The 14,762-nt window shown below is 50.9% G+C and carries 13 protein-coding genes and 1 pseudogene; 4 read left to right on the top strand and 10 right to left on the bottom strand.

Annotation, left to right across the window (positions count from 1 at the left end; genetic code table 11):
- Positions 1–88 precede the first annotated feature (88 nt).
- Positions 89–1,006 (top strand): non-homologous end joining protein Ku, encoded by a 918-nt coding sequence (gene ku / locus AC0WRU_RS06010; protein WP_476127634.1) that lies wholly within the window; start codon positions 89–91, stop codon positions 1,004–1,006.
- A 92-nt stretch (positions 1,007–1,098) separates the two neighbouring features.
- Here ku and AC0WRU_RS06005 read toward each other — a convergent pair whose 3' ends face one another.
- From AC0WRU_RS06005 to AC0WRU_RS05970, 8 genes and pseudogenes are all read right to left on the bottom strand, one after another.
- Entirely contained in the window at positions 1,099–2,910 is a 1,812-nt protein-coding gene (locus AC0WRU_RS06005; protein ID WP_476127633.1) for an ABC transporter ATP-binding protein, read from the bottom strand.
- A gap of 20 nt (positions 2,911–2,930) precedes the next feature.
- Positions 2,931–4,130, bottom strand: a complete 1,200-nt coding sequence (locus AC0WRU_RS06000; RefSeq protein ID WP_476128584.1) for a nucleotidyltransferase domain-containing protein — start codon at positions 4,128–4,130, stop codon at positions 2,931–2,933.
- A 6-nt stretch (positions 4,131–4,136) separates the two neighbouring features.
- Positions 4,137–4,598 (bottom strand): annotated as a pseudogene (locus AC0WRU_RS05995) (lasso peptide biosynthesis B2 protein); the annotation flags it as partial.
- Between the two features lies 1 nt (position 4,599).
- Positions 4,600–4,902 carry a lasso peptide biosynthesis PqqD family chaperone gene (locus AC0WRU_RS05990; protein ID WP_025683018.1) on the bottom strand — a complete coding sequence of 101 codons (303 nt, stop codon included), beginning with the start codon at positions 4,900–4,902 and terminating at the stop codon, positions 4,600–4,602.
- Positions 4,892–5,875, bottom strand: a complete 984-nt coding sequence (locus AC0WRU_RS05985; protein WP_476127632.1) for a serine kinase — start codon at positions 5,873–5,875, stop codon at positions 4,892–4,894. Before AC0WRU_RS05985 ends, AC0WRU_RS05990 begins: the two co-directional genes overlap by 11 nt.
- Before the next feature lie 132 nt (positions 5,876–6,007).
- Positions 6,008–6,136: a paeninodin family lasso peptide gene (locus AC0WRU_RS05980; protein ID WP_149094479.1), complete on the bottom strand. Its 129-nt coding sequence runs from the start codon at positions 6,134–6,136 to the stop codon at positions 6,008–6,010.
- A 53-nt stretch (positions 6,137–6,189) separates the two neighbouring features.
- Entirely contained in the window at positions 6,190–8,115 is a 1,926-nt protein-coding gene (locus AC0WRU_RS05975; protein ID WP_476127631.1) for an asparagine synthase-related protein, read from the bottom strand.
- Positions 8,112–9,380: a sulfotransferase family protein gene (locus tag AC0WRU_RS05970; RefSeq protein ID WP_476127630.1), complete on the bottom strand. Its 1,269-nt coding sequence runs from the start codon at positions 9,378–9,380 to the stop codon at positions 8,112–8,114. The genes AC0WRU_RS05975 and AC0WRU_RS05970 overlap by 4 nt, the downstream gene beginning before the upstream one ends.
- A 215-nt stretch (positions 9,381–9,595) precedes the next feature.
- Between AC0WRU_RS05970 and ligD the strand changes: the two genes are divergently transcribed.
- Positions 9,596–10,486 (top strand): non-homologous end-joining DNA ligase, encoded by an 891-nt coding sequence (ligD, locus tag AC0WRU_RS05965; RefSeq protein WP_476127629.1) that lies wholly within the window; start codon positions 9,596–9,598, stop codon positions 10,484–10,486.
- A 54-nt stretch (positions 10,487–10,540) separates the two neighbouring features.
- On the opposite strand, the gene AC0WRU_RS05960 is transcribed toward ligD, so the two are convergent.
- Both AC0WRU_RS05960 and cls read right to left on the bottom strand, forming a co-directional pair.
- The gene (locus AC0WRU_RS05960) at positions 10,541–11,485 is read right to left on the bottom strand and encodes a YitT family protein (protein WP_476127628.1); all 945 of its coding nucleotides are present in this window, start codon (positions 11,483–11,485) and stop codon (positions 10,541–10,543) included.
- 195 nt (positions 11,486–11,680) lie between these two features.
- Positions 11,681–13,111 carry a cardiolipin synthase gene (gene cls / locus AC0WRU_RS05955; protein WP_476127627.1) on the bottom strand — a complete coding sequence of 477 codons (1,431 nt, stop codon included), beginning with the start codon at positions 13,109–13,111 and terminating at the stop codon, positions 11,681–11,683.
- Positions 13,112–13,233: 122 nt separating this feature from the next.
- Between cls and AC0WRU_RS05950 the strand changes: the two genes are divergently transcribed.
- Together AC0WRU_RS05950 and AC0WRU_RS05945 are read left to right on the top strand one after the other, a co-directional pair.
- A complete protein-coding gene (locus tag AC0WRU_RS05950) occupies positions 13,234–14,265 on the top strand; it encodes a M23 family metallopeptidase (RefSeq protein WP_476127626.1) in 1,032 nt (343 codons plus the stop codon).
- 19 nt (positions 14,266–14,284) lie between these two features.
- Positions 14,285–14,746, top strand: a complete 462-nt coding sequence (locus AC0WRU_RS05945) for a bactofilin family protein (protein WP_476127625.1) — start codon at positions 14,285–14,287, stop codon at positions 14,744–14,746.
- Positions 14,747–14,762: the final 16 nt, after the last annotated feature.

The following is a 14,762-nucleotide window of genomic DNA, read 5'->3' as shown; positions in this document are numbered from 1 at the left end:
AAATGGATTGCTCACAGCCGAGCGTTGGAATCGAAGGATGCAAAATGCTGATACTTGATATCACACATAAGAAAGGAGGAGCGGCGTAATGCATACGGTCTGGAAAGGCGCAATCAGCTTTGGACTGGTTCATGTGCCCGTTAAGATGTTTTCAGCTACAGAGGATAAGGATATTTCCATGCGTTATATTCACAAGGAGTGCGGAAGTCCGCTCAGTTATGTACGGAAGTGTCCCGTTTGTGACAAGGAGGTCGAATGGGAGGAAATTGGTAAAGGCTATGAGTACGAAAAAGGAAAATTCGTCATGTTCGATAAGGAGGAGCTGGAGCAAATCAGTGGACAGGCGGACAAAAATATCGTCATTCTGGACTTTGTGGACTTGCAGGAAATTGATCCGATTTATTTTCAAAAAACATATTATTTGTCCCCGGATCAGGCAGGCTCCAATGCTTACAAACTGCTTATGAATGCGATGAAGGATACCGGGAAAATTGGCATTGCTCAAATCTCAATCCGATCCAAAAGCAGTCTGGCGGCTATTCGTGTGCTGGATGAATGCTTGGCGATAGAGACAATGTTTTACCCGGATGAAATCCGCCCAGTGTCTCAGGTTCCTAATCTGCCGGGACAGGAGGAAGTTAAAGAGAAGGAGCTGACCATGGCAAAAATGCTCATTGAGCAGCTATCCACGCCTTTTGATGCAGCAAAATATACGGACCAGTACCGCGAGCGTCTGCTGGACCTCATTCAGCATAAAGTGGCTGGAGAAGAGATCCGAATCGCTCCGTCGCAGCCGCAGACCAATGTCGTGGACCTGATGGCTGCACTCCAGGCCAGCATCGAGGCAGTGAAGCCTGTCGTTACCGATCCCGGCCCTGCCGCTGTGAAAAAACGCCCTGCGCGCAAAACAGCAGCCACAACAACACAACAAGCGGTGGCAGGAGATGTCGTTTCTCCAACTCCGATTAAAAAGAAAAGAAGTACCGCCAAACGCAAGGAAACCTGAGACTACGAAGGCTCAGGTTTAGCATATGTTTACGGAAAGACAAGCCCATTCAATATCCAGTAGGAATTTAAGCAGGCCAGCAGAACTGGTAACTAAGGGGTGGCGATGACACTGCTTTGGTATGACAGCAGTTGACTGAACGCCCCCCGCTCTTCCTGTACCAATTGGCGGTAATTCCCCTGCTGTATAATCTCGCCCTGTTCCAGAACGACAATCTGATCGGCATGACGAATGGTCGACAGACGGTGAGCAATGACGATCAACGTCATTTGACCTTTCATCCGCTCCAGCGCCGCCTGAATATCGGCTTCATGCTCCCCATCCAGCGCACTTGTCGCCTCATCCAGAATGAGTACTGGAGGACGATGCAGGACAGCCCGCGCCAGTACCAACCGCTGACGTTCCCCTCCAGACAGGCGAATGCCGCGATCCCCGATTACCGTGTCCAGCCCTTCGGGCAATCTGGTAACAAAGCCGTCTGCGGCTGCAAAATGTAACGCTTCCCATAACTGCTGCTCGCTCGCATTCGCATCGGCCAGCTTCAAATTTTCACGGACAGTGGCATGAAACAAAAAAGGGTCCTGCGACACATACCCAAACGACTGCCGCCACTGTGGCAACAGCTCGTCGTCCAGCACATGTCCGTCCATTTTAATCTGGCCCTGGGTTGGGCGTAAAAATCCCATCAGGACGTCAACCATTGTACTTTTGCCTGCGCCCGATTTCCCCACAATGGCCGTCATTCCCCGAGCGGGGATGAACAGATTTATTTGGTGTAATGCAAGCTCTGCTGTACCCTCATACCGATAATCCAGACCACTGCATTCAATGCCAATACGAAGATACAAGGGCTGGCGTACAGATGCAGTTGTAGATGCAGTCAGCGATGGATCTGAGAAAGCTTCGCATTCCTGCTGTACCTTGGTCACACTTTCAAAGGCAGACAGCATGGACATAATATATTCCAGACTCGCTTGAATAAGAGCAAACCTTGGCCATAAACGGGAAAATATAAGGATGAGCACAATCAGCTTTTCAGGAGAGACGTGTAACCATTGCAATGACACCAACATGATGCAAGCGACAAACACGGCAGCCGCCGTGCGGTGAAAAAATTGTGTGGTGGCATTTTGCCGTACAAACTGGGTCGTGTTGTCCTCCATACGTTGGGTCAAGGATCGAAACCAGTCTATATTCGCGGTTTCCAGCAGATTGCTTTTAATATCCTTCATCCCGTTCATATGGTCGGTGATCCCGGCAAAATAAACCTGCGACAGCTCGGTCGTACGGTCGCCCAGTTGTTTAGCATTTTGAATGGATCTACGAAACACGACAAACAGCCCCAATCCGCACAGGAACACCAGCCCGGTTAAAGAAGGAGACAGCCAAAAAGCCAGCGCAATCTGGATCAGCGTAAAAATAACGGCTGTGGTGAGCTGGAGAAGCAGATTGGTTCCCTGACTGACACGCGCCAGCTCGGTCGTCATCACATGGCTGAAATCAGATTTTCGCTGACGCAAGTAAAAAGTCCACTGGGCCTTCATAAAGGAGGTATACACGTCTATTCGAAGGGAACGCATGAACCGTTGCTGAATCCGCGAATTCAGAATGGATTGGTAACGCTGAAGAAGTGCCTGCCCTATGAGCAGTAACGCAAAAAGCAGCAGCATTCCCGGCAACAGCCAGCTTTTAGGGATGTTTGACAAGAAAAGATCAAATCCGCCTGACAGGAAGGACATCCCTGCATGACCGCCAAATATGCCGATAGCCGCCAGCATGGGAACAAGCATGTAAATACCCAGCCCCTCCAGCAAGCTGACGATGATCATACATCCAATATTGAGAAATAAAGCACCGCCATTCACGGCATACAGCTTGGTCATATATAATCGCAGGTGGTACATAATGCACGCTCCTTATCAGGTCAGTGCTTTGAGAATCGCCGTTTTAGCCAGAGAAATGGACGTAAAGGAATGTACAGAAAATGCAGCTGGCGAGGCAGTGGTAAAACCGCCGGATCGCCCGTAGAAGGAAGCAAACGGCTTATCAGGTACAGCAATCGGTGGCTAGGCTCCTTTAGGGAGAGCAAATAGGATCGACTGGTTGGCTGGCGGGTCGTTGGTTCGACTTTCTGGTACGCCGCCCCGGGAACGCTGGCCCGAATAAAGGCCAGCGCTCTCAGCGCGAGCCTGTGCGCCTGTCGGGTAGCCGATACCGGACGCATCGGCTCCGGTATCGGCGTACCCAGCAATGCAGCGGCGAGCGCCCAAGCCTGCCCGCCCGCAGGCAGGCCTCCGTATCGGCGCAGCATCGGCAGAAGCGCCTCCCAATCGACGGCGCGTACTGCAAGCCTGTCGATGTCAACCAGCCAGCGCAGCCTGAACCAGCCGTGACGCGCCCCGTGTGCGCTGAGGTACAGAAACTGGTGCTCGCTGCCAAGCGTGTACGTACAGGGTGCTCCTGTAGCTGTGACTTCACTCATTTGCCTGTGATCCCACAGCTCGTCAAATGAAGGTTCTCCGCCTGCATCCGGATGGAGCCGCCAATGCAGCTCTATCTCTACCCGCTTATGCGGATGAAGAAAGGACGCATGATGGTCCTTCCATTTCCAACTGCCCAGTACACGTACTTCTCCGCTTTTGGATACATAACCGGCTTCCCGCATCCAATGCTCCGCCTGATCCATGTCGTCCGGGGCAATGAGCAGATCCACGTCCTTGGAGGTACGCAGTGAAACATCCCCGTACAATTGCTGCGCCAAGACAGGACCCTTGAGCATAAGTACACGGATGCCATGATTCATGAGCAGCCCGGTCACACGTCCGGCTTCCGCTTGCAGGTGTAGCATACGCAGGGTGTTCCGGTGATATTGCGCCTGAAGGTTGCGCAGCAATTCAGCAGGAATGGCCGGATGATTTATTTTTTTCAACTGGAGATATGCCGCAGGTACCACCCGGTGGTGTTCTGCCAGCCGCAACAAGCGGGTCCAATCCAATCCATACAGATCAGCAGCATGGACTGCATCCAGCTTTGAAGTAGCATCTTTTCGCAGTAAAAAGAGCAGCAGCGTCAATTCCTGATCCTCATTCCAACGGTCAGGTTCCAGAACAGTATTGGTGGACATACTTTCAGCAATCTTCGTATTGTGGGCCGTCACAGCACGCCTGCCGAAGGTGCCCACCACGGTAAACGCCCCCATCTCCCGTTCGCCCGTAACATAAATCGGTCCACTCCGCACCCAGGCATGTGCCGCCAAATGTCCCGCAGTAGTCTTGGCTGTGCCAAGATACAGCGTGCAGTCCAGCTTTCTGCGACCCAGCAATGTCATTGCGGCGGCAGCCTGCACAAGACAGCTACTGCGCCAAGGGGTATAACGGCTCGCCAGCTCCACAGCATGTGAAATATGCCGCACGGATTGCTTCTGCCGGGCATCACATTCCCAAGAGGTTTCTTCCATCCGTATTCCCCAACCGCGTGCATAATCTTCAAACGGACGATGCTGATGAAGACGCGCCCATCCCAGTTGCAGCCAGGCTTCCGGCAGCAGTCTCCTGACCTCCGGGGATAGACGACGAAGGCGTTGAACCCACATTTTAAACCGACTCCCGCAGAAGCTTTAGCAGTCCTTCCCGTTCCAGTTCAGCCACAAAGGTATGTACTTGCTGCCTGCACCGTTCCTCGTCCACTTCATATTCATCCGTCAGAGCAGCTACGATCTCCCCAAGTGAAGGGCAGGATTCCGCCAGTTCCCAGATTCGTCCTCCCGTGAAGCCAAGATTATAATATTTTCCTGTGTTGATGCTCATCATGACCTTTTCCCCGTCCATGTCACTGACATACACTTCCTCACCGTGAATGACACGGTCATGATCCTTTGTCGAATGATTAGCTGCCATAGCTGTCTTCCTCCCTGCAAATGATATCAAGTACCCGGTGTACAATCTCGGACGCGGTAAAAGCCGAGCTATCCCTCAGTAGTCGCCAGCCCTCCACCTGCCGGGCCACCCGGGCTGCCGTTCCAAAATGCCATTCACCCAGACTCATTCGCGGAATAACTACCCTGCGATATGTATGAAGCAATAACGTATGCAAGCATTCCAGCATGTTCAAAGAATGTTCCATAACCGCCTTTAACTCCCCTTCGCGTTGGAACTCACGGCTTGGGGACTCTGCCACCAGCTCGAATACACCTCCCAGGGGAAGCGGCTCGTTGTGAAAAGAATCGACTGTTGGCACGGCATATTTATTCAGCTCACCTGTAAGCTTACGCAAATGTCCATGTTTATTTTCCTGTAAAGCCTCAAGCTGGAGCATGCTTTCCAAACCTAATTTTTGCTGCGGGTAAGCTGGATAGACTATGGTTTTGGAAGCCGTAGCTTGCACAGCAATAACATCATCACTGACTATCTTATAGCCTGCCTGTGTAAAAGCAGCAGCCAGTGTCGATTTTCCTGCTCCGGATTCGCCCACGAAAGCATAGGCCTTGCCTCCAATGACTACCGCACTCCCGTGAAGAGGCAATATCCTTCTCTGTAACAGAAGCACGCCCATGCATGTGCCGAGCACAAACAAACGCACGGTGTCAGGATCAGCTCCGTGGTATACGCATACCTCAACCTCTTTGCCACCCCTGACAGCATAAATAGCCGTACCCGGTACGTGAAACATAAAGCTCTCGCCCTCTATCATAAAATGCGTTTGCTCCAGTTGTTCGCCCCATTCAGTCAAATCAGCCTGACGAATAACCACATCCTCCACCACTCCCGGCGCTGCGGGCATCAGTTCAGGTAATTCCAGCTCACTGGCAATCTTGAGCCCAAATGCCGTATATACCTCCAAACTGATACTACGTGTACTACTGTCATGCACGATAGGACCCTCTCCCCCTGCTCTTTAAAAATCCCGCCTTTATTTCATTGAGCAACGCCTTCAACCCAATAGAAATAAAGACGGCTTTGTGCAACGAATATAGCCCGCTTAAAGAATCATGTATGTCATCTGTTAGCTTGGATTAACCAGGTCAGCGTCGTGATCAGATACCCAGTCAATTTCTTTCCAGCCCTTACCTGCCATCGTCTGGTTAATATCCAGCACCTCTATGGTGGGCTCCTGCCATTCTTTTTTACTCATGTCATCACCTCCCCTCCAACGAACGACGTAGCTGTCTGACCGGATAGACCGGATCAGTTAAATCTGCGTATAAAACGGTACACAATCAGACTGTGCATCAGCAGCCGTATGTTGGGATCGGACGCCTGCTCCGGTCGCGGTTGGCGAAACTTCGCCATAGCCATTTTAATGACATCGATATTGAGAAATTCGGCGGCATGTAAATCATGGCACAGCAGTTGAAGCTCCCCCATAAACGTCTCCCAGCAGGGGAGCATACGGTGTAGCCAATCCGCAGGCTGTACACCGCGTACACGCTGGTTCAACCGGACATCATCGGGCAAATAATCCCGCATGGCTCCGCGAATGAGTGCGCGATCCCGGCCGTTTTGCACATACTGCTCAAAGGGCACCGACAGGCAAAAGCGGATTACCCGACTGTCTCCGGTCGGGTCGCGCTCCCACAGACCATAACGCAGCGACAGCTTGGTCGCGACTACACCATTTTTGTTCGCAATCGCCAAATTCGTGAATTTCTCTTTTCTCGTCTGATCAGCGTTCTTCATCCATCCGGTTCCGCTCAAAGCCGGAATGTCCTCCACATTCATCCGCTTGGCGAACTCCGGGTGAATGAGTGAAGGAACAGGACTTCGATTGCCGCCACCTAACCATAAACGGGAGTCAAGCGTGGTCGCTTTTTTCAGCATCACGGGTAATAATTGGGACATCCGCCTTCCGGTCAGCTTGCTGTACCCCCACAACCCCTGAAAGGATTGCAGCCAGTGAAAACGACGAAGCTGACGGGCATAATAGTCCAGTGCAGGTCCCCACGAAATGGTAAAATTTCCTCGCGCCCCAGTCAGTAGCACACCTACATTTTCCTCTTGTGCTTTTTCATAAAAACCCCTGATCCAGAACGAATTTTCAAAATATTTATAGGGAGCTTCCATCAATTCCAGCCAGATATCAATTTCTGAAAATGGACTTTTCCCCTCAAAATCCAGGTAATTTTCGTGAATGTTGCCCACATATCGAGCCGTGGATTGGATATAAGCCCGTTCATTCGCCAGCAGTGTCGACGGTGTCCAATCCGTAAAATCCTGTACGGGTACATAACTGTACGCATGAAGAGGCTTTTGCTGCAATCGCAGGGACGGCGCGGCAAGGCTGGCAACCGCACCGGAATCCAGACCGCCACTCAAGGCCGCCCCTACAGCGCGATGCGTGCGCAATCTGGCATTCACCGCCTGTGAAAATACCTCGCGAAAAGCCTCGACATACTCGCCGCCGGTTTTGAGTCGCAGCGGCTCCACATCCTCCAAAGAGGCATATTTATGGATGGTTCGCTTTCCCTCCTCCATGGTGAACCAATGGGCGGGTGGAAGCTGGTTTATATGCTTATAAGCAGTAATCCCAATATCTACGGATTCCTGCATGGCGCGGATGGCCAGAAATTCCGCCAGCCACGGCTCATGCAATTCTTTTCGCAGGGAAGACAGAGCCAAAAGAGGGGCTACTACTGTACTGAACGCAAACCCTCGGTCATGTTGGTATGTATACAGCGTGCGGCTTCCTGCCATATCCCGAGCGCCATATAATCTGTGCCGCTTGGCATCCCAAATAACAAAGGCAAAATCGCCTATTAGATAGCGGGCTGCATCGAGCGCCCATTTGTCGTATGCCAGCAAAATCAACTCGCTGTCCGTAATGTCTTGCCGCCTTTCCTGTCCCACCCCCAGCCGTTCAAACAGCTCGGAACGATTGTCAATAATCGCATCCGCCGTGATCGCCAAATTCCGTTCCTCGTCATAGAAAGGGAGACGCTCATGAACGGATTCTGGTGTCACATGCTGGGCATGACAGCCCAAAAATATGGAACCCTCACACCAGGCGCATACGCGGTCGGCGGGATATTTTCGCAGAGCTTGCATCATTTTAACGCCTTCTTCGGCGCATACGGACTCATGCTCAAAGCTGTATATTCCGGCAATCGCACTCACGTTTTCCCCCCTTTTTCTTTTTTCATTCCCGATAACGCTACGGACGCCCAGCGACACAACTGACGGGCAAAAGGGATACGAGATCGGAGCCGTTGATTTCTGCCTTGGTAGGTTTTGAGCTGTGCGATAAGACGATTCCGCTCCTCATAGCTATGTGCCAGCCTGTTTTCCAGCGATTGGAGCCGTCTATCATTTACAACCTGTACAACGTCCTTCTCTAGAGAATCATGAAGTGCAGGTTTCTGCCCTGCTTTTATTATGAATTCCCTGTTATCCGCATCCTGCTCTTCCAGCATTCGATAAGCGTTCTTCCATTCAAAGCCGCTTTGTTGGAGAAATTGGCTCGTACGCCGACTTAGTAGCTCCACATCCGCCTCCTCTTCAAACTTTACACCGGTGATACGCTCGGCCTGTTCCAGCGCTTCCCCGTAGCCAAGCTGTGTAAATATACGAGCTCCGATGCTTCTGCAATACAGCTCAATTTCCTTTTTGTTCAACAGATGTTGCCAGCTATGTACCGAGTCCTGATGCGTCTGCTCATGCTCCCCCACGAACGGATCACCCGCTCCCATGCTGTAAAACAGACTGGATTTAGGCGTATCCGCAAAGTCCCCGTACTTTTCCATACCCGGTTGATAATCTACACCCAGAAAATCGCACAGCTTCCCGATCTCCACCGCCGGATTAGCTACAAGTTGCTCATACACAAGCGGGTATGCAAGCGGATGAGGTGTGGCAAAATAATGTGCGTAACGGAACAAACCGACCGTAATATCCGTCATTTTCATATTAAAATGCGAGCTCTCCAGCTCCTCCAGCAGATGAAAGCGTTCGCCGCGCATTTGATTAACTTTTTTGAATGAAGCCACGATAGATAAAGGATTACGGATAAGCCACAACCTGCGGGCTGCCGGGAAAAGGCAGTCTATAAATTCCAGCACCGTATAGTAACGCGGGGATTTGTCGATAACCATATTTGCGTTAGTCCCTTCAAGCAGCCCGTTATAGATTTCAAGTGCATACGATCGGGAAGCCTGCTCCAATACGTGCCGAGGAACCATACCGTTAAAAAATTGCCGGATGATTCCGGTTCCTCCATAGGGACGTGTTTGTGACTGGGGAAGATCATACAGACTGAGCAGGAACCACATTTCCTGCGTGGCAAACAAGCGGGAGTGATTTTGTAAAATGGTGGTCACTAGCGAGCTTCCACTTCGGGGGACACTAAGCAGGAAAACCAGTCCCTCGCCTTGCTTATCAATCAAGGAAACGCCTCCTCTAATCTGCTCAAGACACTTAATAGATACATTTCGTATTTTATTATAAATTTATGATACATATTGTATCTTGTCAATCCCTTTGGCGGATAAATTCTGTACATGACGCTCATGTTAATCCATAACTACATCTACAGGTACATCATCCAGGCTGTTAATAGAAGGTTTGTATAGACTGAGGCTAAAAGAAGGAGCGTAGCGTTATGGGACAAGCTGTTAAAGGCATCATTACCATCGAAGGTCTGGAAATTCCTATCACCAACCCGGATAAACCCCTGTGGCCCGAAGCTGGCGTCACCAAAGCGCTGTATCTTCGCAAGCTTGCGGTGCTGGCCCCTTTTCTGCTCAAATATAGCCACAACCGTTTACTGACTGTCATCCGTTGGCCGCACGGCATTCACGGGGATTTTTTTTACCAGAAAAATGCCCCGCAGCCCCGGCCGGACTACATCGAAACCTTCCAGCATGACGGTATTGAATATATGGTGCTCGGCACGCTGCCACAACTGCTATGGCTCGGCAATCAGGCGGCGCTGGAGTTTCATCCCTCCCTGCATCAAGCTGGAAGCACACTGCCCTGTGAATGGATGATTGACCTTGATCCGTCCAGAGAAGTCGAACCACGTATTATGGAAGCGGCGTCCATCGTCGGTGAAGTACTGGCTTCGCTTGGTTTGGATTCCGTACCCAAAACATCCGGAGCCACGGGTGTGCAAATTATTGTTCCGATCCGCACAGGCATCACCTTCGATGAGCTTCGCAGCATCGGTCTGCTGGTGGGACAGTTCGTAACCGAAAAACACCCGCATCTGTTCACACTGGAACGGTTAAAAAAGGATCGGGGAACGGCTATCTATTTTGATTATTTGCAGCATTATCAAGGAAAAACCCTGGCCGCTCCCTATACCCCGCGAGCACGCCCTGGTGCTACGGTATCCACCCCACTGACATGGGACGAGGTGCGACAAGACGTATCGCCGCTTGACTATCATTTGCTGAATATTGAGGAACGGCTAAATCAGGTGGGCGACTTGATCGCCAAGATCCCTCCCCAGCCCATCGAGGATGTTCTCAAGCATATGCGCGCCAAATAAAAAAGGGGACGAACTCCACAGCCGTAAAATCGACTGAGGAATCGTCCCCTTGCGCTAGTGTATTCCTTTTTTCTTGAAGCGTCCGCCCTTCACATCGTGAATGTTACCAATCGCCACAAAGGCATGTGGGTCCCAATCTTCAACGATGGTCTTCAGCTTCGCTTCTTCCAGACGGGTGATGACAACGAAAATGACTTTCTTGCTTTCGCCTGTAAAGCCGCCCTCACCTTCCAGATAGGTTACGCCCCGTCCAAGACGGTCCGTCAGGGCATCCCCGATGTCGCGGTATTTTTCACTAATAATCCAGACTGATTTGGACTGATCCAGACCTTCGATGGTAATATCAATCATTTTCATCGCAATATAATAAGCAATCATGGAATACAGGGCATTCGGCCAACCGAATACAAAGCCTGAGCTGCCCAGAATGAAGATGTTAACGAAAAGTACGATCTCACCGACCGAAAAAGGAGTTTTTTCATTGACGAGAATAGCTACGATCTCTGTTCCATCCAGCGAGCCGCCGGACCGGATGACAAGACCTACCCCAACGCCGAGAATGACACCGCCAAAAATAGCGCCGAGCAGTGGTTCGCCAGGGGTCAACGCATTTACACTGTGAAGTAACGTGGTTCCGATGGACATCACGATAATGCCGAATAATGTGCATAAAGCGAAGGTTTTACCGATTTGCTTGTAGCCGATAACCAAAAATGGAAGGTTCAACAGGGTCAAAAAAATGCCGAGCGGGTAGCCAGTAATCTTGGAGGCCATAATGGAAATACCTGTGACGCCTCCGTCGATAACGCCGTTAGGAACCAGGAATATTTCCAATCCCACTGCCATGAGCGCCGCTCCAAAAATAATCATGGCCGCACGCTGGAATAGGCGTTTTGCTTTATTTTTAGGATTGGCTGGTATTTTGCTGATCTTGGTCAACTCTCCGGTCACATCTGTGATTTCAGACAGATTTTGGACTTCCTTGCTTACTACACTCATATATAAATCCCCCCGTTACAGTATGGTATATTGGACCGAAAAAGGGGCTGCTATCCGCAGTCCCCTCTCCTTTACGGCGCTTGTGTTATATGAATAGTATATCATAAAACTGTGATTTTGCGTAAAAAAGTTAGCAAAAAGCACATAAACCTCAATAAAGCGGGATTATATTGATAAAAACGACGAAAACCGCCTTTAAAGGAGCGGAGAGAGCATGCGAGCCAGAATTTCAACTGTTTTCTGTAATCGTGGACGTCTGCGGAACACCTTTAAATCAATGTGTGAGGAGTTGGACAGGTCCTCTTCAAAATCGGCCGACAGGTGCTCCAGCGCTGACCGGGCAAAGAGTACAGCGGTCAACTCAAAATTATAGAAAAAGCTGCGCATGTCCATATTGGCGGTCCCGACCGAGCCGAGCAAATCATCCACAATGACAACCTTGGCGTGAATAAACCCTTTACGGTATTGGTAGAACCCCACCCCCGCCTCCAGCAATTCTTGAACATAGGATAGAGACGCCAGATGAACCAGCTTCGAATCCGATTGATATGGAATAATAATCTTTACATCGACACCACTGACCGCCGCCAGCTTAAGCGCCTCATAAATCCCCGGATCGGGAATAAAATACGGCGTGGTAATCCAAATCCGCTTCTTGGCAACCGCCAGCGCACCAAAGCACATTTCCTGAATCGTATCCCATACCTGATCGGGACCGCTGCTCAAAATCTGTACTTCCTCATCTCCTTCACAGGCATGCGGCGGAAATAAATTCTCATCCATCAGCCGTTCCCCGGAGGCCAGCTTCCAGTCGCTCAGAAATGCATTTTGCAGAAAATAGACGCTATCTCCTTCAATCTGCAAATGCGTGTCCCGCCAAAATCCCACCTTGGGGTATTTGCCGAGGTAATCATCGCCCACATTTATGCCTCCAACAAACCCGATCAATCCGTCCACCACTACGATTTTACGGTGATTCCGGTAGTTAATCCGGCGATCCAGCGTGGCGAAAAACGGGGGCAGAAAATAATGAAACTCTACACCTGCCTCACCACAGGCACGAATAAAGGAATAGGGCAAATTGTAGCTCCCCACGCCGTCCACAACGAACCGAACCCTCACCCCCTCACGCGCCTTGCGGATCATGAGCTCCTGAAACTGGGTACCGATGTCGTCCGCCCGGAATATGTAAAACTCCACATGGATATGATGCTGCGCCCGTTCCATCGCTGTCAGCATCGCCTCAAAGGTCTCCTCCCCATTCGTTAGCACACGGGTGCGATTACAGCCGGTCAACGGATTTTCCGACATGCGAATTAGCTGGTTAAACAGACGCTCCTGGTGCTTGAAATGAGGATTGTGCATTTGTTCCACATTCTCAATCACCCTCGATTGTGACCACAGGCGCTCGCGGAATTCACGAAATAGCTGTGATCCCGCTTTTCGCACCATTTTGCGCTTCTTATAATCCTGTGCAACAAAGTAGTACACGACAAAGCCGATGAGCGGGAAGCAGAACAAAATAAAGAGCCAGGCTACCGCCTTGGACGGCTTGCGAAATTCAAAGAGCAGGATCGTCCCGGTCTGAAAAATAAAAATAATTAAAACCAACAGCAACCACAGCATGTTTAAGCCTCCTTATGTATCTATGTTTTATACCAAGCTCCAATTTTTTTGACATGTTTGCCCCTTAAGCTGAATAGATAGTAACCAAGCACTATAGGAGCGATGTCCGGAAAGGAGCGATTATGAAAAAAGGAAGCCTAAATCGCCGGATGACCTTGCTCGTCATTCGAGATGCACAGCAACCACCCAAGCAGTTGCAATGCACTACAGCCGCTGTCATTCTCGTCCCGACCCTTGTGATCGCGTCCATCTCTACACTCGTGATCGGGCTGCAAATCCGTTCTTCCCATATCATTTCCCAAATGGAAACGAATCTTGCCGTCCAGAGCTTGCAGATGGAGGTTACGGTGGCGGACAAGGATGCGGCAATCGGGCGATTGCGCCGCGAAGTCATGGAGCTGACGAATCAGGCGACCAGTATTCGCGAACGCCTCCAGCGAGTAACGGAGCTGGAACAGCAAATGCAGCAATTTATCCGTAAACATGGAAAATCCTCTGCCACCAGTAGCAACAAATCGACTATGACCCCTCTCTCCCGGGATGCCTCCGGCCATACCGGGGGCGAGTTGATTACAGTTCATGAAAATACAGCCATGCTTACTCGTCAAGCTATGGATGATTTTCAGGAAATCGAATCCCTGCTGGACACGGTAGAACGCACGGTTCCCCGCTCAATTCAGCAGGCGAACGCCGTACAGCAGAACCTTGAGCAGAAGCAAGCCGCACAGTTACTCCAAACCCGCAGACTGGCGCTTGCCGAACAGGGCAAGCCTTCGGCATGGCCTGTGGGTTCGCGCCAGATGACCTCCAGCTTCGGTTATCGCAGCGATCCGTTTACGGGCAAATCGGCTTTCCACTCGGGCGTGGATATTGCCGGACAAACCGGTGACCCCGTCTATGCGGCAGGAGCGGGCACCGTGCTGGAGGCAGCTTCCAGCGGGGCACGAGGCAAGTGCATTATCATCCAGCATCCTGACGGACTCCAGTCCTGGTATATGCACCTGAGCGGTATGCAGGTGACTCCAGGGGATCGAATCCATAAAGGGCAGATGATCGGCAGGCTGGGAAGTACGGGAAGAAGCACGGGGCCTCATCTTCATTTTCAGATCGTCAAGCATAATCAGCCTGTCGATCCGTTACTGTATGTACAATAAAGGATTGGAGGAAAACAACATGTTCAAGGACTCCAAAAAAAAGCTGTCCGCTCCTGCAACCGATACGCTGTTGGCTAACGGCACCAGCTTTGAAGGTACGATTGAGGCTGAGGCCAATATTCGAATTGATGGCCATTTTCAGGGCGATATCCGCAGCACTCGCGCCGTCGTGATCGGGGAATCTGCTGTCGTGCGTTCGGATATCATCGCACGAGACGTCATCCTTGCGGGCAAGGTATTCGGCAGCATCACCACAGAGGGACGACTGACGATTACGCCTACGGGCGGACTGTATGGCAAGGTAGCCGCCGCCGCGCTGGTCATCTCCGAAGGCGGCGTACTGGACGGTACGAGTCAGATGATCCGAACGCAAGACGCAGAACCGTCTGCTTCAACTGACGACTCTGATCTTGAATCACAATCCGGTATTCGCAAAGACAGGGAAACCAGTCAAGCGACCCTGCAATCAGAAACGGGATAATTCCATTTACTCCATC

The sequence above is a fragment of the Paenibacillus sp. 1-8 genome (assembly GCF_056316205.1).
This window is presented reverse-complemented; position numbering and strand designations above follow the sequence as displayed.

What these genes read in the sequence shown, in the direction of transcription:
- ku (WP_476127634.1), top strand. Translation starts at nt 89, where the DNA reads ATGCATACGGTCTGGAAAGGCGCAATCAGCTTTGGACTGGTTCATGTG.
- AC0WRU_RS06005 (WP_476127633.1), bottom strand. Translation starts at nt 2,910, where the DNA reads ATGTACCACCTGCGATTATATATGACCAAGCTGTATGCCGTGAATGGC.
- AC0WRU_RS06000 (WP_476128584.1), bottom strand. Translation starts at nt 4,130, where the DNA reads ATGTCCACCAATACTGTTCTGGAACCTGACCGTTGGAATGAGGATCAG.
- AC0WRU_RS05990 (WP_025683018.1), bottom strand. Translation starts at nt 4,902, where the DNA reads ATGGCAGCTAATCATTCGACAAAGGATCATGACCGTGTCATTCACGGT.
- AC0WRU_RS05980 (WP_149094479.1), bottom strand. Translation starts at nt 6,136, where the DNA reads ATGAGTAAAAAAGAATGGCAGGAGCCCACCATAGAGGTGCTGGATATT.
- ligD (WP_476127629.1), top strand. Translation starts at nt 9,596, where the DNA reads ATGGGACAAGCTGTTAAAGGCATCATTACCATCGAAGGTCTGGAAATT.
- AC0WRU_RS05960 (WP_476127628.1), bottom strand. Translation starts at nt 11,485, where the DNA reads ATGAGTGTAGTAAGCAAGGAAGTCCAAAATCTGTCTGAAATCACAGAT.
- cls (WP_476127627.1), bottom strand. Translation starts at nt 13,111, where the DNA reads ATGCTGTGGTTGCTGTTGGTTTTAATTATTTTTATTTTTCAGACCGGG.
- AC0WRU_RS05950 (WP_476127626.1), top strand. Translation starts at nt 13,234, where the DNA reads ATGAAAAAAGGAAGCCTAAATCGCCGGATGACCTTGCTCGTCATTCGA.
- AC0WRU_RS05945 (WP_476127625.1), top strand. Translation starts at nt 14,285, where the DNA reads ATGTTCAAGGACTCCAAAAAAAAGCTGTCCGCTCCTGCAACCGATACG.